24 protein-coding genes are annotated in these 26013 nt (G+C 71.3%); 9 read left to right on the top strand and 15 right to left on the bottom strand.

The window, feature by feature from the left end:
- The first annotated feature begins 48 nt into the window (after positions 1-48).
- Positions 49-447, top strand: a complete 399-nt coding sequence (locus tag ACMCNK_RS33010) for a cold-shock protein (RefSeq protein ID WP_412740236.1) — start codon at positions 49-51, stop codon at positions 445-447.
- 146 nt (positions 448-593) lie between these two features.
- Positions 594-2393 carry a hypothetical protein gene (locus ACMCNK_RS33005; RefSeq protein WP_412740235.1) on the top strand — a complete coding sequence of 600 codons (1800 nt, stop codon included), beginning with the start codon at positions 594-596 and terminating at the stop codon, positions 2391-2393.
- Between the two features lie 43 nt (positions 2394-2436).
- Here ACMCNK_RS33005 and ACMCNK_RS33000 read toward each other — a convergent pair whose 3' ends face one another.
- From ACMCNK_RS33000 to murD, 6 genes are all read right to left on the bottom strand, one after another.
- Complete coding sequence (locus tag ACMCNK_RS33000; RefSeq protein WP_412740234.1) at positions 2437-3747, bottom strand: methyl-accepting chemotaxis protein; 1311 nt, start codon at positions 3745-3747, stop codon at positions 2437-2439.
- 174 nt (positions 3748-3921) lie between these two features.
- On the bottom strand, positions 3922-4851 hold the full coding sequence (locus tag ACMCNK_RS32995) for a carbohydrate ABC transporter permease (RefSeq protein WP_412741067.1): 930 nt from the start codon (positions 4849-4851) through the stop codon (positions 3922-3924).
- 29 nt (positions 4852-4880) lie between these two features.
- Positions 4881-5792 (bottom strand): carbohydrate ABC transporter permease, encoded by a 912-nt coding sequence (locus ACMCNK_RS32990; RefSeq protein WP_412740233.1) that lies wholly within the window; start codon positions 5790-5792, stop codon positions 4881-4883.
- A gap of 45 nt (positions 5793-5837) precedes the next feature.
- Positions 5838-7274: an N-acetylglucosamine/diacetylchitobiose ABC transporter substrate-binding protein gene (ngcE, locus tag ACMCNK_RS32985; RefSeq protein WP_412740232.1), complete on the bottom strand. Its 1437-nt coding sequence runs from the start codon at positions 7272-7274 to the stop codon at positions 5838-5840.
- Positions 7275-7459: 185 nt separating this feature from the next.
- On the bottom strand, positions 7460-8425 hold the full coding sequence (locus tag ACMCNK_RS32980; RefSeq protein WP_412740231.1) for a MurR/RpiR family transcriptional regulator: 966 nt from the start codon (positions 8423-8425) through the stop codon (positions 7460-7462).
- A 424-nt stretch (positions 8426-8849) separates the two neighbouring features.
- Positions 8850-10202: a UDP-N-acetylmuramoyl-L-alanine--D-glutamate ligase gene (gene murD / locus ACMCNK_RS32975; RefSeq protein WP_412740230.1), complete on the bottom strand. Its 1353-nt coding sequence runs from the start codon at positions 10200-10202 to the stop codon at positions 8850-8852.
- Between the two features lie 84 nt (positions 10203-10286).
- On the opposite strand from murD, the gene ACMCNK_RS32970 reads away from it, so the two are divergent.
- Complete coding sequence (locus ACMCNK_RS32970; RefSeq protein WP_412741066.1) at positions 10287-11609, top strand: hypothetical protein; 1323 nt, start codon at positions 10287-10289, stop codon at positions 11607-11609.
- Here ACMCNK_RS32970 and ACMCNK_RS32965 read toward each other — a convergent pair.
- Positions 11591-13168: a globin gene (locus tag ACMCNK_RS32965; protein WP_412741065.1), complete on the bottom strand. Its 1578-nt coding sequence runs from the start codon at positions 13166-13168 to the stop codon at positions 11591-11593. The genes ACMCNK_RS32970 and ACMCNK_RS32965 overlap by 19 nt on opposite strands.
- A 109-nt stretch (positions 13169-13277) precedes the next feature.
- On the bottom strand, positions 13278-14429 hold the full coding sequence (locus tag ACMCNK_RS32960; protein ID WP_412740229.1) for a MalY/PatB family protein: 1152 nt from the start codon (positions 14427-14429) through the stop codon (positions 13278-13280).
- 95 nt (positions 14430-14524) lie between these two features.
- Here ACMCNK_RS32960 and ACMCNK_RS32955 point away from each other — a divergent pair, with 95 nt between their 5' ends.
- Together ACMCNK_RS32955 and ACMCNK_RS32950 are read left to right on the top strand one after the other, a co-directional pair.
- Positions 14525-15271, top strand: a complete 747-nt coding sequence (locus tag ACMCNK_RS32955; protein ID WP_412740228.1) for a hypothetical protein — start codon at positions 14525-14527, stop codon at positions 15269-15271.
- Entirely contained in the window at positions 15268-15618 is a 351-nt protein-coding gene (locus ACMCNK_RS32950) for a winged helix-turn-helix domain-containing protein (RefSeq protein WP_412740227.1), read from the top strand. The genes ACMCNK_RS32955 and ACMCNK_RS32950 overlap by 4 nt, the downstream gene beginning before the upstream one ends.
- 6 nt (positions 15619-15624) lie before the next feature.
- Here ACMCNK_RS32950 and ACMCNK_RS32945 read toward each other — a convergent pair whose 3' ends face one another.
- From ACMCNK_RS32945 to ACMCNK_RS32925, 5 genes are all read right to left on the bottom strand, one after another.
- Positions 15625-16443: a TrmH family RNA methyltransferase gene (locus ACMCNK_RS32945; protein WP_412740226.1), complete on the bottom strand. Its 819-nt coding sequence runs from the start codon at positions 16441-16443 to the stop codon at positions 15625-15627.
- Positions 16444-16450: 7 nt separating this feature from the next.
- Positions 16451-17041, bottom strand: a complete 591-nt coding sequence (locus ACMCNK_RS32940; protein ID WP_412740225.1) for a dihydrofolate reductase family protein — start codon at positions 17039-17041, stop codon at positions 16451-16453.
- A 130-nt stretch (positions 17042-17171) separates the two neighbouring features.
- Entirely contained in the window at positions 17172-17837 is a 666-nt protein-coding gene (locus ACMCNK_RS32935; protein WP_412740224.1) for a hypothetical protein, read from the bottom strand.
- 194 nt (positions 17838-18031) lie between these two features.
- Entirely contained in the window at positions 18032-19141 is a 1110-nt protein-coding gene (locus ACMCNK_RS32930) for an SPFH domain-containing protein (RefSeq protein WP_412740223.1), read from the bottom strand.
- A 32-nt stretch (positions 19142-19173) separates the two neighbouring features.
- On the bottom strand, positions 19174-19623 hold the full coding sequence (locus tag ACMCNK_RS32925; protein ID WP_412740222.1) for an NfeD family protein: 450 nt from the start codon (positions 19621-19623) through the stop codon (positions 19174-19176).
- Positions 19624-19792: 169 nt separating this feature from the next.
- On the opposite strand from ACMCNK_RS32925, the gene ACMCNK_RS32920 reads away from it, so the two are divergent.
- The gene (locus tag ACMCNK_RS32920) at positions 19793-21103 is read left to right on the top strand and encodes a serine hydrolase domain-containing protein (RefSeq protein ID WP_412740221.1); all 1311 of its coding nucleotides are present in this window, start codon (positions 19793-19795) and stop codon (positions 21101-21103) included.
- Between the two features lie 4 nt (positions 21104-21107).
- Here ACMCNK_RS32920 and ACMCNK_RS32915 read toward each other — a convergent pair whose 3' ends face one another.
- Positions 21108-21926: a DUF3097 domain-containing protein gene (locus ACMCNK_RS32915; RefSeq protein ID WP_412740220.1), complete on the bottom strand. Its 819-nt coding sequence runs from the start codon at positions 21924-21926 to the stop codon at positions 21108-21110.
- Between the two features lie 88 nt (positions 21927-22014).
- Between ACMCNK_RS32915 and ACMCNK_RS32910 the strand changes: the two genes are divergently transcribed.
- Both ACMCNK_RS32910 and ACMCNK_RS32905 read left to right on the top strand, forming a co-directional pair.
- The gene (locus ACMCNK_RS32910; protein ID WP_412740219.1) at positions 22015-22803 is read left to right on the top strand and encodes a hypothetical protein; all 789 of its coding nucleotides are present in this window, start codon (positions 22015-22017) and stop codon (positions 22801-22803) included.
- 7 nt (positions 22804-22810) lie between these two features.
- Positions 22811-23314, top strand: a complete 504-nt coding sequence (locus ACMCNK_RS32905) for an NUDIX domain-containing protein (RefSeq protein WP_412740218.1) — start codon at positions 22811-22813, stop codon at positions 23312-23314.
- On the opposite strand, the gene ACMCNK_RS32900 is transcribed toward ACMCNK_RS32905, so the two are convergent.
- Positions 23284-24519: a glycosyltransferase family 2 protein gene (locus ACMCNK_RS32900; protein ID WP_412740217.1), complete on the bottom strand. Its 1236-nt coding sequence runs from the start codon at positions 24517-24519 to the stop codon at positions 23284-23286. The two genes, ACMCNK_RS32905 and ACMCNK_RS32900, sit on opposite strands and share 31 nt — an antisense overlap.
- A gap of 239 nt (positions 24520-24758) precedes the next feature.
- On the opposite strand from ACMCNK_RS32900, the gene ACMCNK_RS32895 reads away from it, so the two are divergent.
- Positions 24759-26012, top strand: coding sequence for an IS110 family transposase (locus ACMCNK_RS32895; RefSeq protein ID WP_412734627.1), 1254 nt, complete (start codon positions 24759-24761; stop codon positions 26010-26012).
- The last annotated feature ends 1 nt before the right edge of the window (position 26013 follow it).

Raw genomic sequence — 26013 nt, 5'->3', positions numbered from 1 at the left:
CGCCGTGGCCGATTCGGCGAGTTTGATGGCGTTGGTGGAGGTTTGGTCATGGCGGTGGGCAAGGTGGTGCGGTTCGACCGCACGCGGGGGTACGGATTCATCGCGCCGGACGGCGGCGGCGATGACGTGTTCGTGCACATGAACGAGCTGACCTCGCACGACTCCGTGATCGCCTCGGGAACGCGGGTGTCGTTCGAGACGATCGACGGTGAGCGCGGCCTCAAGGCGTACGACGTGCAGGTGCTCGACAAGCCGGCAAGGACCGCGACGTCCTCGTCCGGCACGGCGATGGGTGAGGACGAGTGTGAGGTGCTCAGCGAGGCGGAATTCGTTGGCGAGGTCACCGAGCGCCTGATCACCGGCGTGCCCACGCTGACCGGGGCGCAGGTCGCCGCGGTGCGTACCGCCGTCGCCAGCCTCGCTCGCGCACACGGCTGGCTCGACTAGGAGAGCGCGCCGGGGTCGGGGCGGTGTCTCCCTCCCGCCTGCGCTCGGTGCAGTCGCTCACGAAATGGTCGGGGCCTTCGGCCGGCCCGGGCACCGCGTAAGATCCGGGGCCACTCCGACACCGACAGCCGAGGGAACAGACGAGCGTGACTGATCAGATTGTGGTCGACGAGCCTGCGGCGCCGTCGGCGGCGAAAGGCCGCCCGGCGGAACCCGCACGCAGGCGGCCGGCGCTGCGGCGGCTTCTGACGCACGAGTGGTCGATCGCGGCGTTCTCGTCCGTTCTGTTGTCGATCGCGATGACCTGGCCGGCGGCCAGGGACCTGCGGCACACCATGGCGCTGGACATGGGCGATCCGTCACTGCAGTCGTGGGAGTTGTCCTGGATCGGGTGGGCGGTCAAGCACGACCCCGGACGGTTGTGGCAGACCAACGCGTTCCACGGCGAGCACCTGCCCCTGGCGTTCTCCGACTCGCTGCTCGGCTACCTGCCGTTCGCACTGTTCGGCTCGGGTCCGCAGGACGCGATCCTGCGGTACAACATCCTCTACATCCTCGTCTTCGCGCTGAGCTTCTTCGGCGCGTACGCGCTGGCCCGGCAGCTCGGCTCCCGCGTGCCCGGCGCGGTGGTGGCCGGGGCGGCCTTCGCCTACGCCCCGTGGCACTGGCCGCAGGGCGCACACCTGAACATCCTGTCCACCGGCGGCATCGCGCTCGCGCTGGCGATGCTGGCCCGGGGGCACGGCTACTCGCTGCGCGACGGCTACCGGCCGGAACGGGTCCGGCCGTGGTGGGCGCTGGCCGGGTGGCTCACCGCGGCCTGGCAGATCACCCTCGGCTTCGGCATCGGCATCCCGTTCGGGTACGCGCTCGCCGGCCTCGGGGCGCTGGCGCTGATCGGGTGGCTGGTGCGCCGGCCGCCGTTCAGCAAGCGGCTGCTGCGGATGGACGCCATCGGCGGTCTGATCCTCGGCGCGGTGACGGCGGGCATGGCCTACCACTACTTCGAGATGCTGAAGGCTTACCCGTACGGCCGGCGACAGCTCGCCGAGGTCCAGAACTACTCGACCGAGCTGCGGGGTTTCTTCGCCACCGGCCCGGACAGCTGGCTGCTCGGCAATCGCTTCCCGGGCATCCGGGAGAATCTGATCGGCGGCTGGGAGGGCCTGCTCAACCCGGGCTACGCCCTGTACGCACTCGCCCTGATCGGCCTGTTTGTCTCGGTCTGGTCCTGGCGGCGCCGGCTGCTGATGTTCGCCACCCTGATCATCGTCGGCATCCTCGCCCAGGGGCTCCAGGCGCCGACCACGCTGCTCTACCGCGCCATGTACAAGTTCGCCCCGGGCTGGGACGGGATGCGTACCCCGGGCCGGCTCATCGTGTGGATCACGCTGTTGCTCGCCGTCCTGGCCGCCGGTGCGGTGACCGCGATCGGCGAGCGTTTCGGCCCGCGCCTGCGTCGGGCCCCACGCCTGGTGGCCGCGCCGTTGCTGGTGCTGGGCATGCTGCTGCCCGGTGCCCTGGTGGTGCTGGAGGGCGTACAGAAGATGCCGTTCAAGACCGCACCGATGGGCCCGCCCGAAGTGGCGAACGCCGCGGGCCCGGTCCTGGTGCTGCCCATGAACTGGCGCGACGACCAGCTGACCATGCTGTGGTCGACCGACAGCTTCGTGACGCTCGCGAACGGCTCCAGCGGCTTCTTCCCCGCCGGCATCAACCAGACGCGCGAGGTGACCCGCAGTTTCCCGGACGCCGCGAGCGTGAAGTTCCTGCGTGACCGAGGCGTGAAGTCGGTCGTGGTGTTGCGCCACCCGGTCTTCGTGAACCAGCCGCTCGCCAACGACGACATGAAGGTCCCGCCGAACGCCCTCGCCGGCCCGATCGACGGTCTCGGCATCACCCGGCAGGAGTATCCGGAGACGGTCGTCTACCGGCTCACCGACTGACGTGCCGACGGCGCCGGGCGTTCGCCCGGCGCCGTCGGCCGCGTCACGCGGAGGTGCGCGACAGCCGTTCGAGGACGTGCACCTCGTCGGTGATCAGGCCCACCTGACCCGCCGCTTCCTGCACGCTCAGCGCGATCTGCCGGACCGAAGCGGACTGCTGCTCCAGCGCCGCCGCCAGCGACGTGTTGTGCGACGCGAGGTCGCCGACGCTCGCGGTGATCTCCGAGACCCGCTCCACGGCCGCGGCGACCTGCGTCTGCACCTCGCCCAGCGTGCGGGCGATGGTCTCGGCGTTACCGCCGGACTGGTGGGCAAGGTCCTTGACCTCGCCGGCGACGACCGCGAACCCGCGTCCCGCTTCACCGGCGCGCGCCGCCTCGATCGTGGCGTTGAGGGCGAGCAGGTTGGTCTGCTCCGCCACCCCGTGGATGACGTCCGAGGCCGCCATGATCTGCTCGCTGGACTTCTCCAGCGCGCGCATCAGGTCGGAAGCGTTGCCGGCCTTGTCCGCCACCGTGCCGGTGATCTCCTCGGTGAGGTGCGCGGTCCGGGTCAGGTCCTCAATGGCGCGCGACATCTCGTCGCTGGCGGTGGCGACCGCCTCGGTCTGCCGCCGTACCTGCTCGGCAGCCTCGGCGAGCACGGCACCCTTGTCGGCGATCTGCTGCTGGATGCTCTGCCGCTGCGCCAGTTCGGCGTCGGTCGCGGCGAGCCGCTCCTGGTCCGCGCGTTCGCGGTCGGCGGCGGCCTGGGCCTGCGCCTCCGCGGCGCGCTGCTCGGACGCCGCGGCCGCGGCGCTGGCGGCGTCCAGCCAGCCGCGCAGCACGTGCATGGTGATGCCGATGGCGGTGACCGACGCCCACGAGACCACGGTCAGCGCGGCGGCGTGCAGCGGCGTCTCGTGCATGAAGAGCGGCACGCCGATGCCCACGGCGGCCAGCGCCGAGGTGGCGATCATGTCACGCCGGTCGAGCGAGAAGCCGACCCACATCAGCAGCATCGAGAAGCCGACGATCACCATGAGCTTGTTGCCGCCCAGGCCGGTCAGGAAGAGGTTCACGGTGGCCACCGCAGGGGTGGCCCGCACCACGATCAAGGGCAGGCGGCGCAGCTTGACCGCGAACATCCCGCAGGCCACGACCAGCGCGTTGACGCCGGGCACGATCAGCCACAACCGAGCGTTGAAGCTGTCGACGGCAAGGACCGAGATCAGCGCGGCGAATCCCCAGACCAGCCACAGCGGCGGCAGCAGTAGCCCGGACAACGTCATGTCCTGGGACGGATTCGGACGCGCCACCGTGGTCGCGGCGGGCGTGGCGGGCAGAGCAGCGGGAGCGGGAGTCTCGTCGGTCACATCGCTGTTTTTCGGCGAACCGGCGGGCCGTCTTGAGGAGCCGCGGACGATATCACCGGGCTGATCCCGCCACAATCCCCTACGGCCATTTGGTCAGACGATATTCCGAGGCAAGGCAAGCCTGACGACGCCGCGGCGGCGCCCCGGCCGGGCACCGCCGCGTGCGCGTACCGCTTACTTCGTGGCGCCGGCGGTGAGACCCGCCTGGATCTGGCGCTGGAAGAAGGCGTACACAATGATCATCGGCAGGATCGAGAGGGTGAGCGCCGCGAACAGCGCGGCCCAGTTCGCCTGATAACCCGCCGACACCGAGATGTTCGCGATGCCCTGGGTGAGCACCCACTTCTTGTCCGCGTCCTGGCCCTGCATGATGGCCACCGGCAGCAGGTACTGGTTCCACTGCCCGACGATGTTGAAGATCGTGATGCTGACCAGGCCGGACCGCGCCATCGGCAGCATGACCTGGAAGAACAGCCGGGTGTGCGAGGCGCCGTCGACGATCGCGGCCTCCGCGACGTGGTTCGGCAGCGTCTTGAAGAACGCCGTCATGAAGAACACCGTGAACGGCAGCGAGTAGGCGATGTAGACCAGGATTAGACCGGTGTACGTGTTCAGCAGGCCGAGGTTCTGCAGGATCAGGAACAGCGGGACCAGCGCGAGGAACACCGGGAACGCCAGGCCCGAGACGAACAGGTAGTAGATGAACCGGTTGCCGAAGAACTTGTACCGGGCCAGCACGTACGCGGCCATCGAGCCGAACAGCATCGTGCCCGCCGTGCTGACCGCGACCACGAAGACGCTGTTGAGGAAGTACCGGCCGACGTGCGCCTCGCTCCACGCGGTGCGGTACGTCTCGAACGACAGCTTGCTGGGCAGGCTGAACGGGGCGTGCGTGAAGATCTCCGTGTTGCTCTTGAACGACGCGAGGATCACCCAGATCAGCGGCGCGATGACCAGCAGGCCCCAGACCGCCAGCGCGATGTGGGCGAAGCCGGTGAACATGCGGGTGTCGCGGTTGCCCTGGCCCGCTGCCGTGGCACGGCGGCCGGACCGCGACGCCGGTGCCGGATCGGGCGGCGGGACTGCCGAGGTGTCGGTGCTCATCAGGTTGGTCATCCTTGGCTCCCCGGGGCTCAGAGCTCGATCGACTCGCGCCGAGTGACCCGCAGGGTCAGCGCCGCGAACGTGATGGTGAGGAAGAACAGCACGACGCCCATCGCCGAGGCGTAGCCGAACTGGGCGTAGTCGAAGGCGTTGCGGTAGATCTCCAGGCCCAGCACCGTGGTGGCGCCGTCCGGACCGCCCCGGTCCACCGACATGACGTTGACCAGCGCGAACGCGTCGAATGCCGCGATGCCGAGGTAGACCCACGCCACCTGCAGCGTGTTCCACAGCAGCGGCAGCGTCACCTTGAAGAACAGCACCCCGCGCGATGCCCCGTCCAGCGCCGCGGCCTCGTAGATCTCCGTCGGGATCGAGCCCATACCGGCGGAGAACAGTACGACGTAGAAGCCCACGGCCTGCCACACGAGCACGGCCAGGATGGACCACAGCGCGATCCGGCCGTCCGCGAGGAACAGCACCGGCCCGAGGTTCAGCTGGTGCAGCAGGCCGTTGATGAGGCCGCTCTCGTCGGACGAGTAGACCCGGGCGAAGATGACCGCGACCAGCGCCAGCGCGAGCAGCTGCGGGAAGAAGAACACCACCCGGTAGAACTTCGAGCCCCGTACGCCCTGGGTCCGGCCGCCCTTCGACCCGCCGCCCACGTTGAGCAGGAACGCGAAGAACAGCGCGAGGGCGATCGTCAGCAACGGCAGGAAGATGAGCAGCACGATGTGGTGCCGGATCGCCTTCCAGAAGATGTCGTCGCCGAACAGCTTCGTGAAGTTGTCGATACCGATGTAGTGCACGTCCGGCGAGAAGCCCCGCCAGTCCGTGAACGACAACTGGAACGCCTGGACGTACGCCGCAATCACGAACGTCGCGTAGATGGTCACCGGCACGATCAGGAAGCCGATGATGAACGGGTACCTGCCGTGCTTCATGACTCTAGCTCCGTCCGTGATTGCGGGTACGTCGTCAGGGGTGGATCAGCGGTGGAACTTCTCGATGGAGGAGTCCTTCTTGATGGCGTCGGCCGCCTTCTGCATGCGGGCGCAGAACTTGTCGGCGGTGCCGCCGTTGTACATCAGCTCGTTCGTGGCGGCGCGGAGCTCGTCGTCGAGCTTCTTGTACCAGGTGTCGAAGCGGAAGCTGAAGTAGTTGGAACCGGCCGCGGACAGCATCTTGTTGCCGCTGGTCAGCCCGGGCGAGATGTCCTCGCCGTCGGTGGCGCCCTTGACGACGGTCAGCACCTTGGTGAGCTCGGTGAAGCCCTTGGCGCCGGCCTTCGACAGCATGTGGCGCAGGTACTCCATGCCGCCGCGCGGGTTCTTGCCGTGGCTGGCGACGAAGTACTGCTCACCGGCGGCCGCGTAGATCGCGGTCGCGGGCAGCTTGTCGGAGGCGGTGACGCTGGGGATCGGCATGACCTGGTAGTCGAAGCCGGCCGGGGTGTCCTTGGCCTGCTCGTTCTCCAGCCACGACCCGGACGGGTAGAAGCCCACCTTGTACTGGTCCTGCTGCAGCTGGACCTCGGTGTGCTTGAGCCCGAGGAACGCCTTGTTGGAGTACTTGGCGCCGACCTCGGCCCACGCGGCCGCGGCCTGCTTGACCGCGTCGTTGGTCCAGGCACCGTCCTCGAGGTTGTCGATGTTCTTGAGGACGTCCGCACCGCCGATCTTCGCAGCGCTGGTGAGGATCGCCGTGTACTGGTAGTACGAGGCGTTGGCGCCGGCGTAGCCGTACGGCGTGATGCCCTTGGCCTTCATCTTGTCCAGCAGCGCGGTGAAGTCCGCCCAGGTGGCCGGCGCGGTCCAGCCGTTGTCCTTGAACAGCTTGCCGGAGTACCAGAGCCCGAAGACCGTGAAGGCGTAGTTGAGCACGTACGGCTTGCCGTTGAACGTGCCCTGCTCGACCGTGCCGGGGATCAGGGTCTCCGCCACGGTCTTGCCGGGGATGTCCAGCGACGGCGCCGCGAACAGCTCGGTCAGGTCCTGCACCTGGCCGGCCTGCACGAGGGCGCCCTGGTCCATCAGCTTCGAACCGGAGTTGTTGATCATGTCCGGCGGGTTGCCCGCGGTGAACCGCGGCTGCACGACCGTCGCGATCTCCTCGGTCTGGCTGAACGCGACCTTCGAGTCCGGGAACAGCTTGTTGTACGACGGGATGTCCACGTCGGTGGCGTACTTGGTGCCCAAGCCACCGTTGAAGATGATGACCTCGAGCGGGGCCTTCGGGTCCACGCCGAGCGGGTTGGTCGCGGACTTCTCGCCCTTCGGCTTGTCCGCGTTGTTGCCGCTGTCGCTGCCACCGCCGACGCAGGCGCTGAGCATGCCGACGGCCGGGGTCGCGAGCAGGCCGACCGCAGCAGCGCGACGCAGCAGAGTACGGCGGTCAAGCTCGGGGGTGCCGAATATCTCGGACATCACATTCTCCTCGAGGGGTTTGGGAAGAGGTGGTCGGCCTGTGACGGAACCGGCCGCCAGGCGGAGCGGCTTGGAGGGTTATGCGGGTGAAGAGGGAGGATCTGGTACGGAGGGACTGCTTGACCGTCACCGGGGGCACGGGGATGGTCGCACCGGCCGGGGGCTGGCCCGGACGGCACCGATATTCATTTCTCGCCCTTCGCGTCCTTGACGGTCTTATGGCCGTGGACAGCCTGGGCGGTGCGCTGGAACGCGGTGTGCGAACGGTCGTGGGTGCGCTGCGCGACAGCAATGTAGAGAAGGTCGAGCACCACCAGCTGCGGATGACGCGCCGACAGCGCATCGGGCCGGAACGTGGTGGCCTGGGTGGCGGTGATCAGCACGATGTCGGCCAACTCCGCCAGCGGCGAGCGCGGGAAACTGGTGAGCGCGATCGTGGTGGCACCCCGGCTGCTCGCCTCGGCGAGCAGCTCGATCGTCTCCCCCGTCTCACCGCTGTGCGAGATGCCCAGCGCGACGTCGCCCGCCCGGGACAGCGCCGCGCTGGCCAGGCCGTTGTGCACATCGGACCACGCCCACACCGGTACGCCGATGCGGTGCAGGCTGAACTGCATCTCCTCACCGACCAGAGCGCTGCCGCTGGCGCCGTAGATGTTGACCCGCGACGCCGAGGCGATGGCGACCGCGGCCCGCTCGACCTCCGCGAGGTCGAGCAGTGTGGCGGTGTCGTGCATGGCCCGCGTGTCGGCCGCCATGATCTGACCCAGCACCCGGTCCAGCGGGTCGCCGGGCTCGATCTCCCGTCCGATGTCGACGGTCCAGCCCGCGGCGCGCGCCCGGCCGGTCTCGGCAGCGATGCCCAGCCGCAGGTCGGCGTACCCGTCGAAGCCGAGGGCCCGGCAGAACCGGGTCACGGTCGCCGGGGAGGTGCCGCTGCGCTCGGCCAGCTCGACGATCGTCGCCCGGGCGGCCGCGGCCGGGTCGGCCAGGACCTGCTCGGCGACCCGCTGCAGGGCGCCGGTGAACTCGGGGAGCCGGCTGCGGACCCGCACGAGCGCGTCGCCCGCGCCGCCCCCGACGGACACGACCTGGCCGCCCAGGGAGTCGACGACCGCGGTCAACGCGGTGTCGGTCATCTCTGGCTGCGCCATGGTGGTGTTCCCCTCAGGAAGGACTATTAACGGTTGCGGTAAAATTTCTTACTGAGACCCCCTTCCTGTCAAGAGCGTGAGTGAACTTTTCACGCGATTACTTGGAGTGAGAAGTCGAGCCACGGCGGTCGCTGTGTGATTTGACCACCGTCAATCCACAAATGTCCGAAACGGCCCGGCACGCCGCCACTGACCAGGTTGGATGCTGTTCACCCAGCGGCGGAACGGACGACCACGGCCTGGTCGACAGCAAACGTGATCACTCGCCCAGGCGCCCCCGACACCGGTACCAACATCACGGAGCGCACATGTTGGACCGATCGATGGCCGACATCCCATGAAAATCCGTGCCATGTGAACGATCGGCCGCCGCGCCTCGGACAGGGACGCGGCGGCCAACCGTTAGGAAATTGATGCGCAGGAGCTATGCGGAGGCGCGGATCGCCTCGGCGAAAACCTCGGAGCGGTGCTCGAAGTTGCGGAAACGGCCGTAGCTCGGCGCCGCCGGGGACAGCAGCACCACGCCCCCGGCCGGGGTCACCTCGCGGGCCAGGCGCACCGCCGCGGGCAGGTCCTCGGCGATCTGGGTACGCACCCCGGGCAGCCCGGCCAGCTGCGCGAGGATCCGCGGGCCGCTGTCCGGCAGACCGATCACCGTGATGTCCCGGCCGCGCAGATGCTCCCGCAGCGGCCCGTAGTCCAGCCCCCGGTCCGTGCCGCCGACCAGCACGGTCAGCGGCCGCCCCTCGTACGCGTCGATCGCATGCATCGCCGAGTACGGGCTGGTCGACAACGTGTCGTCGACGAACGTCAGACCCGACGGGTCATCGATCTCGGCCAGCCGGTGCGGCAGCCCCTCGAACGCCGTGACCGCCTTCTCCAGCACCCCCCGCTGATCCACCACGTCCACGCCCATGCCGTCCAGCACGGCCAGCGCCACGCACAGATTGCGCCCGTTGTGCTGCCCGCGCAGCCGCAGCGCCGTCCGCGGGAACAGGCGCGTGTCGCTCGCGTACACGTAGTCGTCCGGGCCGATCCGGAACCGCGAATCCGGCCCGGCGGCCTCCACCGGCGGCCAGCCGTTGAGGTCCGAGACGCCGCGCACCTCGCCCGACAGGCGCTCGTCGGCGCCGTTGACCACGATCAGCTGCGGGCCGTGCCGCAGCAGGTTGAGCTTGTCTCGGTAGTACTCGCGCTCACCGCCGTGCGCGTCCAGATGCTCCGGGAACAGCGCGGTCACCACAGCCACCCGCGGCGAATCGGTCAGATCCGCACATTGGTAGCTGGACAGCTCCAGCACGTACAGCTCGGCGTCCGGCAGATCCAGCAGGGGTACCCCGATGTTGCCGCCGAGCACGTTCGGCTTGCCCACGGCCTCCAGCAGCCGGCTGATCAGGCTGGCCGTCGTGCTCTTGCCCTTGCTGCCGGTCACCCCGACCGTACGGGCGGCGTGATCGGCCAGCCACAGCGCGCTGCCGCCGGTGATCGTGATGCCCCGGGAACGCAGCTCGGCCATCCACGCGTGCGTCGAGGGCACCCCCGGCGAGCGGACCACAACCTCCGCCGCGGCCAGCGCCGCGAACGCGTGCTCTCCCCCGGCCAGCGGGGCCAGCGCCGCCAGCTCGCCCTCCCACGGTACGGACAGGTAGTCGGCGCTGTCCTCGACGACGATCAACCGCGCCGGCTTGTGCGCCGCAATCGCCCGGACGGCCGCCCGGCCTTCCCGGCCGGTGCCCCAGACAGCAACGGACCGGCCGGTGAGGTCTGCCAGGCGCAACGTCGTCTCCCTTGGTCGAGTCGCACTAGTATGGCTCGCCGGGACGACGACGGGAGCCACTGGGTGCACGCGCAATTCGAGGTCATGCGATTCCCCTCGTACGCCTTCGACCCCGGCACCGGCGTCGTCACGTTCGACTACCTGCTCGACGGGCCGGCGCCGCTGCGCTTCACCGAGACGATCGAGCTGCCCGTGCCGGCGACCCCGCCGACCCCCGCGACCCTGGCCACGGTGCGCCGCGTACTTGACCTGCTGCACGTGGTGGCCGGGGTGAGCTACTACAAGGTCGGCGCGCCGCCCCGGGTCCAGGCGCCGGCGCCCGTCCCGGCCGCGGCCCAGGCGCTGTTCACCGCGGTCTACACGCACGGCCTCGCCGAGTACGCGTACCGCAACGACCTGCCGCACGTGCTCGGCCTGGCCGTCGAGGTGCCTGGCGTGACCGGGCCCGCGGCGCCGGTCGACAACGCCGAGGGCCGCCCGCTGTCCGCGGTCGGCGGCGGCAAGGACTCCATCGTCACGCTGGAGATCCTGCGCGCGGCCGGGCTCGACCCGGTGCCGTTCTCGGTCAACCCGAACCAGGTGATCGTCGACGTGAACGCCGCGTCCGGGCTGCCCGCGCTCGCCGCCCGGCGCCGCCTCGACCCGCACCTGTTCGAGCTCAACAAGGCCGGAGCGCTCAACGGCCACATCCCGGTCACCGCGATCAACTCCCTGATCGCGATCGCCACCGCCACCCTGCACGGCCTCGGCCCGGTGGTGATGTCCAACGAGCGTTCCGCCTCCGACCCGAACCTGATCTGGAACGGCCACGAGGTCAACCACCAGTGGTCCAAGGGCGTGGATGCGGAGGGCCTGCTGCGGGCCGCCGTGACCGCCCACGCGGGCCTGACCGAGCCGTACTTCTCGCTGCTGCGCTCGCTGTCGGAGCTGCACATCGCCCAGCTCTTCGCCCGGCACACCCGCTACGACGACGTCGTGACCAGCTGCAACAAGGCGTTCAAGCTGCACGACCGGACGGCCCGCTGGTGCGGCGACTGCCCCAAGTGCCGGTTCGTCTACCTGGCCATGGCGCCCGCGATGAGCCCGCAACGCCTGACCGGCATCTTCGGCCACGACATGCTCGCCGACCCGGCCCAGGTCCCGGGGTTCGCAGAGCTGCTCGGCATCGACGCGCACAAGCCGTTCGAGTGCGTGGGCGAGGTGGAGGAGTCCCTGGTCGCACTCGGCATGCTCGCCGAGGACCCGCGGTGGCGGGACATGCCCGGGGTCGTCGCGCTGACCGGCGCCGTGCCCGAGGCCGCATGGGCCAGTGCGTCCCGGCAGGACGTGCTGACCCCGGGCGGGCCGACGTTCGTTCCGCCCGCGTACGCGAAGGCGCTGGTCGACGCCTACTCCGGCGCGTCGTGATGGATCCGCTCCGGCGCCACCCCTAGCTGTTGCAGGGCCGCGCCGGTCGCCTCCAACATGATCGGCGGTCCGGCCAGGAAGACCTCGTGCCGCGACCACTCGCCGTAGGCCGCGATCGCGTCCGTGACCAGGCCCGATGCGTACGGGCCCGGGTCGCCCTCCGAGATGACCGGGACCACCGTGGCGCGCCGGCACGACCGGGCGATCTCCGCGATCTCGTCGATGTCGTACAGCTCGGCCAGGGTCCGGGCGCCCCAGAACAGCACCGCCGCCCGCGCGTCCCGGGTCGCCGCCAGCTCGATCAGCAGCGCCTTGAGCGGCGCGACCCCGGTGTCACCGGCCACGAACAGCAGGTCGTTGCGGTTGTCCGTGGGCAGGCCCATGGCGCCCTCGGCCTGGGCGATCCGGAGGTGGTCGCCGGGGCTCGTGCGGTGCACCAGCGCCCCGCTCACCCCGGAGTGAGTCTTGGCCCGTACATGCAACTCCACGGTGTTGTCGCGGCGCGGCGCCCCGGACAGCGAGTACGGGCGCCACACCCCGGGCAGCTCCGCCACCTCGATCCGCGCGAACTGCCCCGGCCGGTACGGCATCGGCAGGTACGGCCGGACCCGCACCACCGCGAGATCGGGCCGGCGCAGCTCGTGCTCCGTCACCACCGCGCGCCAGGTCATCGGCTCGTACCCGGCGGTGGCCATGCCGTGCGCGATCCAGTCGTGGGCGTGCTGCCAGGAGCCCCGCCACGCCTCATCCAGGTCCTGCCGCCAGGCCCCGGCCAAGCCCGCGCGCATCGCCTCGGCCAACGCCGCTCCCACGAGCTGGGTCGACGGCAGCGAGACGCCGCAGTGGGCCAGCGCGGCACCCAGCTCGGCGCAGCCGGCCGCCAGGGCCGGCGGGTCGTCGAAGTTGCGCGCCAGCCAGGTCAGCGCCGCGGCGAGCTGGTCGCGCTGGCTCAGCGGACCGCCCGGCAGCGTGGCCAGCAGGTCCGGCACCGCCTGCCGCAGCGCCGCCTGCAGGCGGGTGGCCACCTCCGGCGCGCCGCCCGCCTCGGTCAGGCTGCCCACGAGCAGCCGCTGCACCGCCCGCAGGGCGACCTCGTCCGCGGGGTCCATGCCATCGAGTGCCGCGGCAGCGGTCCGGGCCGGCGGCATGACGATCGGCGGCGGCCCGAGCTGGGTCGGGTGTGTGTCCGCCCGGACCGCGCCGCCCGGGATCCCGGCGGCCGGGGGCGGGCCCGGCGGGGCCGGGGGCACGGGGTTGGGCACCGGCCGCCCGAGGGGTTGCAGACCACCACCGGCCATCGCGCGTGCGACCTCCGCGCCGGGCGCCAATACCGGAGGCTGCCCGCCGGGCGCCAATACCGGAGGCTGCCCGCCGGGCGCCAATACCGGAGGCTGCCCGCCGGGCGCCAATACCGGAGGCTGCCCGCCGGGCGCCGATGCCGGGGGCTGCGCGGAGGCCGGTGCCGGAAGCTGCCCGGCGGAGGCCGCCATGCGCAGCTGGATGGCGCGGATCAGCGCCAGCAGGTGCGGCTGGCCGGAACCCGAACCGGAGCCGATCATCGACACCTGCACACCCCCCGAGACGCCGGACCATCACGAATGCGCCGGACCACGCGAACAGGACAACCGTACTGCCGACGCGCTGAGGCCCGAAAGCGTGGTGCCCGTGCTACGCGGTGGCCGCCGCCATCCGCCCGACGGCCTCGTCGAGGATCTCGGCACTCGTGCCGAAGTTGAGCCGCACGTGACCGGTGCCCGGGGCGCCGAAGCGCAGGCCGGGCTCCAGGGCGATCCGCCCGCGGGCGAAGAACAGCTCCCGCGGTGCGTCGCCCGAGCCCAGGACCGCGCAGTCGAGCCACGCCAGGTACGTCGCGTCGGGCGGTCGCCATCGCACCCCCGGCAGGCGTTCGGCGAGCAGACCGCCGAGCTGGGTGCGGCGCGCGTCGAGAGTGGCCAGGAGCCGGTCGAGCCAGGCGCCGCCCTCCGTGTACGCGGCGACGCTCGCGAGCACCCCGAGGTGCCCGGTACGCCAGCGGGCGTCCGCCGGGAAGCGGTGCACCAGGGCGGCCGTCGCGGGCGCGGCGGTCACCACGGCGGCGCACTTGAGGCCGGCCAGGTTGAACGCCTTGCTGGCCGACACCACGCTCACCGCCACCTCGGCAGCGCCGGGCACGCTCAGCAGCGGCGTGAACGTAGCGCCCGGCAACACCAGCGGCGCGTGGATCTCGTCGCTGACGATCGGGACGCCGTGGACCCGGGCGAGGCGGACCAGCGCGGCGAGCTCGTCGGGAGTATGCACCCGGCCGACCGGGTTGTGCGGGTTGCACAGCACGTACGCGGCGGGCCGGGCCGCGAACGCCCGGTCCAGCGCGGGCAGGTCCAGGCGGAAGCCGCCGTCCTCGTCGCGGGCCAGGGGCACCTCGTGCAGCCGGGCGCCGGCCTCGGGCACCCAGTCGAAGAACGGCGGGTACACCGGCGGGCTGACCACCACCGCGTCGCCGGGACGGGCGAGCGTGCGCAGCAGTTCCACGACGCCCACGCCGACGTCCGGTACGGCCGTCACCGCCGTCGGATCGACGGTCCAGCCCCAGCGTCGCGCCGCGAACCCGGCCAGCGCGGCACCCAGACCGGCATCGGCCGCCGAGTACCCGGTGTCGGACGCCTCGACCGCCGCGCGCAGCACCTCGGCGACCGGCGGGGCGAGCGCGAAATCCATCTCGGCGACGGTCAGCGGCAGCACGTCGGGCGGATGGGTCCGCCACTTGGCGCTGCTGCGGCGGCGCAGCTCGGCAAGGGGCGGGACGGGCAGTTCGGCGCTCATGCCCCCATCCTCGCGTACGCATCGAGAGCCCTCTTGCCCTTCCTGAGTTTGTATTGCAAACTTGTTGGGTATCCACATCCGAGGGGGTTCCCATCATGACCGACCTGTCCCGCTCGCCCGGCGCGGGCGAGGCCGAAGCACTGCTGGCCGACATGGCCCGGCTGCGGCACGCCACCCGGCGGGCCCGGCACGCGTACGCGGTGCCCACGCTGCTGTTCGGCGCTCTGACGCTGATCGCCGCACCGCTGTACCTCGACCACATCGGACCCAGCGAACTGCGCGCCACGCTCGACAACCCGCCGATGGCCGGGCTCGGCGGCGACCTGCTGGAGCACTCCGCGGCGATCGGCTGGTACTGGCTGGGCGCCCTGATCGGCGGCTACCTGCTCACGCTGTACTGGTACCGGCGGCACGCGCTCACCAGCGGCGTCCAGAGCCCCACCCGCCGGTACGTGTGGGCCGGCGTCGCCGGGGTCACCACCGGCCTGGCGCTCGGCCCGGTCCTCGACTGGCTCACCACACAGGCGTGGACCACGGTCTCCGACGTCGCCCGGCCACTGCTGGGTCCGGTGCAGGTCGTGCACAACCTCGGCCTGGTCCCCGTGTTCGTCGTCGCGGCGGGCCTGCTCGTGCTGGCCTGGCTGGAACGCAGCCTCCTGCTGGCCACCGTGGCCGGCACCGTCCTGGTCACGCTGGCGCTGGGCGCGGCATCCATCGCCTCGGGCGCCGCCACGGACGCCTTCCCCCGGTACGGCTACCTGCCGCCCGTACTGTTGTCGGGCCTGATCCTGCTCGCCGCCGGTGGTGTCGCCGCCGCCCGGACCCGCCGGACGCCCGCATGACCGAGCCCGACGCGTCCCCATCGAGCCCACCCGACGCGCACCCCACCAGCGGACTCGACGACGTCGTGCACCAGCGGCACCGCCTCGGCATCCTCACCGTCGCCGACGAGGCCGAGCGAGTCGAGTTCACCTATCTGCGCGACGCGCTGCAGCTCACCGGCGGCAACCTCTCCCGGCACCTCGCGGTGCTGGAGGAAGCCGGTCTGATCAGCCAGGAGAAGGGTCACCAGGGACGCCGCCCGCGGACCTGGATCACGATCACCGACCAGGGCCGCACCGCACTGCAGGCGGAACTGGACGACCTGGACCGGCTGATCCGACGGCACCGCGCCGGCCGGACGAGCTGAGACCCCTCACCCGGATGCGGGTTCGTCGTCGCGGCCCAGCTCCCAGAACGCGACCGCGGCCGCGGCCGCGACGTTGAGCGAATCCACCCCCCGGCGCATCGGAATACGGACCCGCACGTCACTGCCCGCCAGGGCGTGCCGCGACAGGCCCGGGCCCTCCGCACCGAGCACCAGCGCGGCCCGGGCCCGCTGCGCCCCGGTGAGGCGCTGCAACGGTACGGCGTCCGCGCCCGGGGTCAGCGCGAGCACGGTGAAACCGGCCTCGCGGACCCGTTCCAGGCCGTCCGGCCACGGTTCCAGCCGGGCGTACGGGACGGCGAAGACCTCACCCATGCTGACCCGAACGCTGCGCCGGTACAGCGGGTCCGCGCAGGACGGCGAGAGCAGCACCGCGTCGATGCCCAGCGCCGCCGCGCCGCGGAACACCGCACCGATGTTGGTGTGGTTGTTGACGTCCTCCAGGATCGCCACCCGGCGGGCGGCCGCCAGGACGTCGTCCGCCTCGCGCAGCGGCAGCCGGTGGAACGAGGCGAGCACCCCGCGGTGCACGTGGAAACCGGTGGCGCGTTGCAGCACGTCGGGGGTTGCCGCGTACACGGGTGCGGTGCCGAGCAGATCGCCCAGCTGGTCGACCCGCTTGGCATCGACCAGATAGGAACGTGGCGCGTACCCGGCGCGCAGGGCCCGGCGCAGCACCAGTTCGCCCTCCGCGATGAACAGCCCGTGCGGCGGTTCCCACCGGGTACGCAGTTCCACGTCGGTCAGCGCGCGATAGTCGCCGAGCCGTTCGTCGTCCGGATCCGTCAGCAGGTGCACAGTGGACATCAGCCGCTCAGTCCACCCGGTACGTGAGGTGGGTGGCGGTGCCGGAGGGCCTGACCCGTACCTGGCGCAGCTCACGCGGGGCGACCCCGCCGGCGAACAGCGGCGTGCCCGCGCCCAGCAGCACCGGCGACACGTGCAGGCGCAGCTCCTCCAGCAGCCCGGCGTCGAGGCAGCCGCGGATGACCTCGGCGCCGCCCATCACCACGACGTCACGTTCCTCGGCCATCGTGCACGCCTTGCTGACCGCGCTGCCGACACCGTCCACGACGAACGTGACCCGGTCGGCCATGCGTACCTTGTCGGGAGGGTTGCGGGTCACCACGAGCACGGGCTGCTGGCCCACGGCGTCGGCGCCGTAGCCCACGTCGTCGTTCCAGCCGTACGGACCGTCCACGATGTCGAACAGGCGGCGGCCCATCACGATGACGCCGGTGTTGTCGACCGCCTCGGCGAGCACCTCGGCGTCAACGTGGTCACCCCGGAACGCCCACGTGTGCAACGCCTCGCCGCCGCGGCCCAGGCCCTGGTCCAGGCCGGGGTCGGGGCCGGTCACGAACCCGTCGACGGACATCGAGATGTCGGCCACCACCTTGGCCATGTCCACGCTCCTTCCCGCGAGGCGCAGCACCCGCGCCCCGTCCACGGGAGCATGCCACCCGCCCGGCGCCACAGGTTCCGGGGCTCTGGAGATCGTGGAAGCCCGCCTCCAGGATCGCGGAAGGCGGCGGTCAGGCCGCAGGGATCAGGCGGTTGCCGGTCCACGCGAGTCCCATGCCCGCGGCGAGCATCAGCAGCGCACCGACCGTGGGCAGTGGACGTACCGCGAACGTACCGGCGCCGATGGACACCGCGGCGAGCATGACCAGGATCCCGTCGGCCGGGTTGACCAGCCGCGACCGGAAGACCGCCCAGCCCAGCAGCAGCCAGCCCGCCCCGGTGACCGCCGCCCCGACGAACGCGAGCGTCCGCACGGCGTCACCGGACAGGGCGCTGCCGGCCGGGGACGTGTCCGGCGGCAGGGCGGCGATCGGGAGCAGCAGCATGACGCCCGCGAGACCGACCAGCAGCCCGGCCAGGGCGGGGCGGCGTACCCGGGAACCGGCGAGCAGCCCGGCCAGGGCGATCATCGCGACCAGCGAGAACCAGCCCGCGGACAGCCGCAACAGCAGCGGGCCGGGCTGGGCGCCGAGCGTCGACCAGCCGTACAGGATCGCGGCCACCGGTAACGCCCAGAGGGCAACCCGCGCGTAGCGGCGTACCGACCAGATCCAGACGGCCTCACGGACCGGGAGCAGCCCGTCGTCGGCGCCGGTGGCGGGCTGGGCGGCGCCGACCCACGCGGGCGCGACCCGCAGCGGACGGCCACTGGCGGTGTGATGCTGGCTGATGCTCATGGCACACGCCCCCCGCTGTGCTCAGCCGAGCGGCCGGGGGGCACCGTCGGATCCCTGTCGGCCAGCCTTCCAGAAACCAGGCACGCACGGATCATTTCCGCCAAAATCGGACTGTCGGCCTGTCGGACGACGGACGCACAGAACGGCCCGGCCGGCATACGCATGATGCCGTCCGGGCCGTCGTGTGCCTGGGTTCAGGCGCGTTCCTGCTGCTGGTGCGCGCCGTTGTAATCGCCGCTGTCCAGGGCCGCGGGTGTCGGCTCCGGCGCGGGCAGGCCCTTCGGGGCGTCGCCGGACACCTGCGCCTCGGCTGCCCGTACGGCGGCGTCGACCTTCTCCGCCTCGGCGGCCGCGGCCTGAGCCGCCGCCGCGGCCTCCCGCTCGACCGCACCGGCGTCGACGGCGGACGACGGGGCGTCCCCGACCATGTTGGCCAGGCCGCCCAGCGCACCGCCGAGACCCTCCAGCGCCTTGGTCAGCTCGGTCGGCACGATCCACACCTTGTTCGCCGAGCCGTTGGCGATCTGCGGCAGCGACTGCAGGTACTGGTACGCGAGGACCTTCTGGCTCGGATTGGCCTGGTGGATCGCGTCGAACACCGTACGGATGGCCTTGGCCTGGCCCTCGGCCTGCAGGATGCGGGCCTGGCGGTCACCGTCGGCGCGCAGCACGGCGGCCTGCTTCTCACCCTCGGCCGTGAGGATCTGCGCCTGCTTGTGACCCTCGGCGTTCAGGATCGCGGCGCGCCGGTCCCGCTCCGCGCGCATCTGCTTCTCCATCGAGTCACGGATGCTTGGCGGCGGCTCGATCGCCTTGATCTCGACCCGGGTCACCTTGATGCCCCACCGGCCGGTGGTCTCGTCCAGCACGCCGGACAGATGCTTGTTGATCTCCTCGCGGCTGGTCAGGGCGCGCTCCAGATCCAGCGAACCAATGACGTTACGCAACGTGGTGACCGTGAGCTGCTCGATGGCCTGCAGGAAGTTCGAGATCTCGTAGGTGGCCCGGACCGGGTCGACCACCTTGAAGTAGAGCACGGTGTCGATGGAGACCACCAGGTTGTCGCTGGTGATGACCGGCTGAGGCGGGAAGCTGACGACCTGCTCGCGCATGTCCACCTTGGTACGGACCGCGTCGATGAACGGGACCAGCAGGTTCAGCCCGGGCGAAAGGGTGCGCTTGTACCTGCCCAGACGCTCGACGACGTCCATCCGCTGCTGCGGGACGATTCGCACGGACCTGATCAGCGTGATGACCGCGAACAACGCGATCACCATGACCAGGAGACCGATCACATAATCCATGGTGCCTCTCTTTATCGAATGTGCTCAGCAGCTCAGAGATGGGGCAGGTCGTCGCGCCAGACCAGCGCGGTGGCACCGCGTACCTTCACGACCCGGACGTGGTCGCCCGGCTGGTAGGTCTCCGTGCCGTCGAACGAGCGCGCCTGCCACAGCTCCCCGTCGATCTTGATCATGCCGCGGTCCGCGTCGACCTCCTCCAGCACGGTCGCCTGCGCACCCTCCAGGGCGGCCAGACCGAACGAGGACTCCCCGGCGTCGAGCTCCGGATGCGAACGCTTCACGATCAGCGGCCGGATCGCACCGACGGACAGCGCGGAGACAACGGCGAAAACGATCGTCTGCAGGAGCACCGGCGCCCCGAGCGCGGCGGCACCCGCGGCCGCGAGCGCACCCGCCGCGAACATGATGACGAACAGGGTCGCGGTGAACGCCTCGGCGATCGCGAGGGCGATGGCGAGAACGATCCACAGCACGGCTTCCACCCCACGATCGTGACACGAAGGCGCACTCCGGGGCGATGGCCCGACCGACCCACGCGCGCCCGCCACCATGACGCTGCGTGCACCCGCGTCCTGTATCCGTAGCCATATGCGCGCGGGGCCCGTTGTACACCAGGCATCGCCCCCCGAACATCCCCCTGGAAGGTGCGCCGTGTCCCTGTTGCCGGAAACCGGCCGACGTGTCAACGAGATCGCCGCACAGGCCCAGTCCGCGGGCCGGGCGCCGTCGCTGGCACTGGGTATCGTCCGCGACGCCAAGCTGCTGCACTTCGCGGCGGCGGGCGAACGACCGCAGCCCGACCCCGGACTCCAGTACCGCCTCGGATCGATCACCAAGACCATGACCGCGACGATGATCATGCAGCTGCGCGACGAGGGCTTCTTCGCCCTCGACGACCTGCTGTACCGGCACCTGCCGGGCACCTCGGTCGGCGGGATCACCCTGCGCCAGCTGCTCGGGCACGTCTCCGGGCTGCAGCGCGAACCCGACGGCACCTGGTGGGAACGCACCACCGGCGGCGACGTCGACCAGCTCCTGGCCGAGTTGCCGTACGAGAAGGTCGCCGGCCCGCCGTTCCGGCGCTACCACTACTCGAACCTCGCGTACGGGCTGCTCGGCGCGGTGCTGCACCGGGTCACCGGCGAGGACTGGCCGACCCTGGTCAGCAAACGGGTGCTGGACCCCCTGGGCATGAAACACACCACGTACGGGCCGGTCGAGCCGTTCGCCCGCGGCTACGTGGTCCACCCGCTGCACGGCAGCCTGCACGAGGAGCCGCGGCTGGACGCGGGCGCGATGGCGGCGGCCGGGCAACTCTGGTCCACGGTCGCGGACATGGCGGCGTGGGCCGCGTTCCTCGCCGACCCGGCCCCCGAAGTGCTCGCCCCCGACACCGTCGACGAGATGTGCGCACCGGTCGTCATCGCGGACGACACCTGGACCGCCGGCCACGGGCTGGGCCCGCAGCTGTACCGGGTCGGCGAGCGGGTGTTCGTGGGCCATGGCGGCTCCATGCCCGGGTACGTGGCGCAGCTTGCGGTGCACCGGCCCAGCCGTACCGGCGTGATCGCGTTCGCCAACGCGTACGGGCTGCGCGGCACCCACATCCAGCGGGTGGCCCTGGACGCGCTGACCGCCGTACTCGACGCCGAGCCCGTCACGGTGCAGCCGTGGCTGCCCACCGCCGCGCCCGAGGGTGAGGCCGCCGAACTGTGCGGCCGGTGGTGGTGGATGGGCCGCGAGTACGAGATCCGCGCCGACGCCGACGGCGTGGTGATGACGTGCCTGACCGTGCCGACAATCCCGTGGCGTTTCGCGCGTGAGGCGCCCGACCGGTGGCGCGGCACCTCCGGCATGAACGACGGCGAGATCCTGACCGTGCTGCGCGACGCGGACGGCGCCGCGGCCACGCTGGACATCGCCACGTTCGTCTTCGGCCGCGACCCGTCCCACCTGGCCTGACCGTTCAGCCGGCCGGGTCGTCCAGCACGGTGACGAAGTCGATGAGCCGCTCCATCGCGTTGACCAGCGGCGTCTCCACGTCCTTGTAGCTGTTCACCCCGGCCAGGATCCGGCGCCACATCTCCGCCGGTTCGGCGACCCCGGCCGCCGCACAGACCCCTTCCTTCCAGGGCTGCCCGGGCGGCACCACCGGCCAGGCGCGCAGCCCGACCCGCTCCGGCCGCACCGCCTGCCACACATCCACGTACGGGTGCCCGGTGACCAGCACATGCGGTGAGGTGACCGCGGCGACGATGCGGCTCTCCTTGGAGCCGGGCACCAGATGGTCGACCAGCACCCCGAGTTTGCGCCGCGGCCCCAGGGCGAAGTCACGAACCGCGTCGGCGAGGGAGTCGATGCCGTCCAACGGCTCCACCACGACACCCTCGATGCGCAGGTCGTCGCCCCAGATCCGCTCCACCAGGGCGGCGTCGTGGATGCCCTCGACCCAGATCCGGCCCGCCTTGGCGACCTGGGCGCGTACCCCGTGGACCGCCACCGACCCGGACGCCGTACGCCGCGGGCGCACCGGCACGGCCCCGCCGCCCGCCGGACGGCGCAACGTCACCACGTTGCCCTCCAACCGGAACGCGGCCGGTTCGAGCGGGAAGTTGCGGCGGCGACCGTTGCGGTCCTCCAACACCACCGCACCCAATTCGAAACCGACGACGGCGCCGCAGAAACCGGAGTCCACGTCCTCCACGACCAGGTCACGCTCGGCGTCGATGACCGGCACGACCTTGCGCCGGCGCCAGTTGCCGGCGAGCACATCCTCCCCATACATGCCCCGCACGGTAACTCCCCCGTGCGGGTACGCCCGCCCGACGCTCCGGCCGAGACAACCCCGGTGATCGGCACGTACCCTTGCTCGCATGTCCCCCGCAGCTGATGCGGCCACGCTCACCGCGCGCCGCTCGACCCGGTTCGTGGCCTGGGTGCGTGCCTGGCGCGCCGGGCTCGTCCCGTTCGACGAGCTGGCCGACGAGATCGCCGCCGGCGAGGAGCACCTCGTCGCGGACTCCCCCGGCACGTGGACCGACGTGTCCCTGTCCGCGGCCCTGCCCGCCTTCGCCAAGCTGCACCCGGACGACATCCGGCTCGTGCTTCCCGCCCCCGGCGACCCCCGCGGCCTGCCCGGCCCCGGGGAGCTCACGGGCGCGGCGCTGCTGGCCGGCGAGGCCGTGATGACCCCGGAATTCGGCGTGGTGCCCGAGGTGCGCCGGCACACGTCCGGTTCCGGGGTGACGTTCGAGACCGTGCTGTGGCGCTTCCACCCGGTGCCCGCGACCGGGTTCCGGCCCGGCTTCCAGATGGCGCCCGCCGAGGCCGAGGCCGAGCTGACCACCGCGCTGACCGAGGCGACCGCGCAGCTCACCCGGCTCGACGTCGCCCAGTGGCGCCCCGAGCTGGCCGGGGCGTTGCAGGCGCTGCGCCGCCCGGAGAGCACGGCCACCCTGCCACCCGGCTTCGACCCGCGTTCGCGGCGCCTGTTCGCCCGGGCCAGCATCCTCGACCAGGTGCTGGCGCTCGCCGAGCACAGTGCCCCGGGAGGCGCCGTCAACGGGTACGAGGCTCAGCAGCGCGACGCCGCGTTACGCCCGCTGACCTCGGCCTGCCGTCAGGCGCTCGTCGCGGCGTGCAACTCGCCGCTGCACCCCTGAGCCGCACATGCCGGACCGATACGCACACTGCACCTTCTGCGGGGCCCGTTTCACCCCCGGCCAGCCGTGGCCGCGCCGGTGCGCCGCCTGCGGCGAGACCAGCTACCTGAACCCGGTGCCGGTCGCGGTCGCTCTCCAGCCGGTCGGCCTGGGCCTGCTGGTCGTGCGGCGGGCCATCCCCCCGGCCGCGGACCTGCTGGCCCTGCCGGGAGGCTTCATCGAGCGCGGGGAGACCTGGCAGGAGGCGACCGTACGCGAGCTGCGCGAGGAGGTGGGCGTGCCCGCCGACCCGGCGACCGTACGCCTTTTCGACACGCTCAGCGCCCCCGACGGCACGCTGCTGGTCTTCGGCCTGCTCCCGTCGCTCGCCTCGCCCGAAGCCCTGCCGGACAGCGTCGCGAACACCGAGTCGCACGGCTGGCGGATCCTCGACGCGCCCGTCCCGCTCGGCTTCGACCTGCACACCCGCGTCGTCGAGGCCTATTTCGCCGGGATCGCCGCCGCCTTCTGACCGACGGCTGCCACCGGGTCGGGCCGGAAGGTGCCCTGCTCGGCGGGTATCCGGCGCCGTCGTGGCTGCGCGCGGATCAGTCCGGCGTTGCGGTCCGCCCACGCCATCCGGATGTACCAGAGGACACCCAGCGGGGTGAGCACGAGGCTGGTGACCAGCGTGTAGAGCGGCATCAGGGCGAGCCACCGGGTGCGCTGGCGCCAGTGGGCGTACGTGGTGACCGCCGTGTGCAGCACCAGCACGATCAGCAGGACCCGGCCCGCCGCGGCCAGCGACAGCCAGCGCAGCGGCGTGCCCAGCGTGACCAGCAGCGTGCCGTAGACCCAGAAGAACGGGTGCCGCAGCAGCAGCTGGGCGTTGACGGCGAACAGCCGGAACTCTCCCCCGGACCAGGCCAGCCGCTGCCGCCACCAGCTCCGCAACGTGTTCGGCACGGTGGTCAGCACCGGGAACGGCAGGTGCCCGACCCGGTAGCCGAGCGCCGTGGCGAGCAGCCCTGCCTCCACGTCGTTGCCCTGGAAGAACATCGAGTGGCGACGCATCACCGCCCGGTGCACCTCGGTACGCGCGACGTGGCACGCGCCGGACACCTGCCACGGCGCGATCCGGCGCAGATTCATCGCCGTGCGGTACTCGTACGCCTGGAGCCGCTCCAGCATCCCGGAGGTGTTCGCCGGCACGAGTGGCACCGACGCGAAGTCGTACCCGTGGGCGGCCATGGCGCCGACCAGCTCGCCGAGCGGGCGCTCCGTGGTGGTGTCGGCGTCGACGCACACCACGTACGGGCGGGTCACCGCGTGCTCAAGCGCCTCGCGTACCAGGCGGTCGCGGATCGTGCCGGAGGTGGCCCGGCGGCCGTTGCCGCCGGCGCCGCCGGCGACCGACTCCGCCCGGAAGATCCGGAAGCCGTGCCGGCGGGCCAGGCCGGCGATCGCGGCGTAGAAGTACCCGGACTCGCCGCCGGTGGTGCACAGCACCACCCGGTCGCCGTACTGCGCCAGGTAGTCGACGTTCTCGAGGTACGACACCGAGCCGTAGATCGGCACCAGCACGTCGAAGTCCTCGACCGGTACGCCCTCAGCGGCCGGAGCGCGGCGGGCCACCCGGGCGCTGATCCACGCCAACCGGTCGATGAGCACGGACGTCACCGGGATGATCAGCAGCGACAGCGCCAGGACCAGCCAGCTCACGGTGCTCGCGGTCACTAGGGCACCATCCCTTCGACAGGATCTTGGAAGTAGGGTCTTGTCGATCTCGGCGAGGTTCGGGAGATGGCTTGGTGCGGTCGCCCTTCGAGGGCCTTCATGACACCGCCACTCCCGGGCCTTGCCGGGGCTGCCTGACCGGCAACAGGGAGATGCGCCGTAGAGCGCCGGTTAGTGACCACCCGGCCGTCAGCCCCGCTCGTCGAGTCACGTCGCTGCCAGCGTTTGTAGGAGTTGTGTTGTCTCTCAACGTCGAAGGAGCATCCTTCTTCGTCGGAATCGACTGGGCCGCCGAGACTCACGCCGTGTGCGTGCAGGACGAAGCCGGCCGGAAGATCGCCGCGTTCACCATTGAGCACACCGCCGACGGCCTGGCCGGCCTGACCCGGCGGCTGGCCCGCATCGGCGAGCCCGAGACCATGCCAGTCGGGATCGAACGCCCGGACGGCCGCCTGGTCGACGTGCTGCTCGAAGCCGGCCACCCGGTGGTGCCGGTCAAACCGAACGCCATCAAAGCGTGGCGCGACTCCGAGGTGCTCTCCGGCGCAAAGTCCGACGCCGGCGACGCCGAAGTCATCGCCGAGTATCTGCGGCTGCGTCGGCACCGGCTGCACCTGGCCACCCCGTACTCGGCGCAGACCAAGGCCTTGCGCACCGTGGTCCGCACCCGTGGTGACCTGGTCGAGATGCGCGTCGCGGCCACCAACCAGCTGTCCGCGCTGCTCGACGCGCACTGGCCCGGCGCCAAAGCGATCTTCGCCGACGTGGAATCGCCGATCGCCCTGGAATTCCTGACCCGTTACCCGACCGCCCGCCACGCCCAGCACCTGGGCGTCAAACGCCTGGCCGCGTTCTGCGTCAAGCACGGCTACTGCGGCCGGCGCCCCGCCGAGCAACTCCTGGCCCGGCTGCGCGGCGCACCCGCCGGCACCCTGGACGAGACGCTCTGCGAGGCGGTCCGTGACACGGTCCTCGCCCTGGTCACCATCTTGAAGGCCATGGTCGGCGCACTCAAGGACCTCGACCGCAGCACCATCGCCACACTCGGAGAGCACCCAGACGCGCCGATCTTCACGTCGCTGCCAAGGTCTGGTCAGATCAACGCCGCCCAGATACTCGCCGAGTGGGGCGACTGCCGGCAAGCCTACGACAGCCCCGACGCCATCGCGGCGCTGGCCGGAGCCACCCCGGTCACCAAGGAATCCGGCCGACACCGAGCTGTGCACTTCCGCTGGGCCTGCAACAAGCGCTTCCGCGTCGCGGTCACCACTTTCGCCGACAACAGCCGCCACGCCAGCCCATGGGCCGCGAAGGTCTACACCGACGCCCGAGCCCGCGGCCACGACCATCCCCACGCCGTCCGCGTACTCGCCCGCGCCTGGATCCGCGTCATCTGGCGCTGCTGGCAGAACCGCACCGCCTACGACCCCGCCCGGCACGGCAACGCAAAACGCCTCATCCAACCCGGACAAAACGATTTGCTCGTTGCCTGAG

Origin of the sequence: Krasilnikovia sp. MM14-A1259, assembly GCF_047159535.1 — a bacterium.
In the GTDB taxonomy this organism is placed as follows: Bacteria; Actinomycetota; Actinomycetes; order Mycobacteriales; family Micromonosporaceae; genus Actinoplanes.
This window is presented reverse-complemented; position numbering and strand designations above follow the sequence as displayed.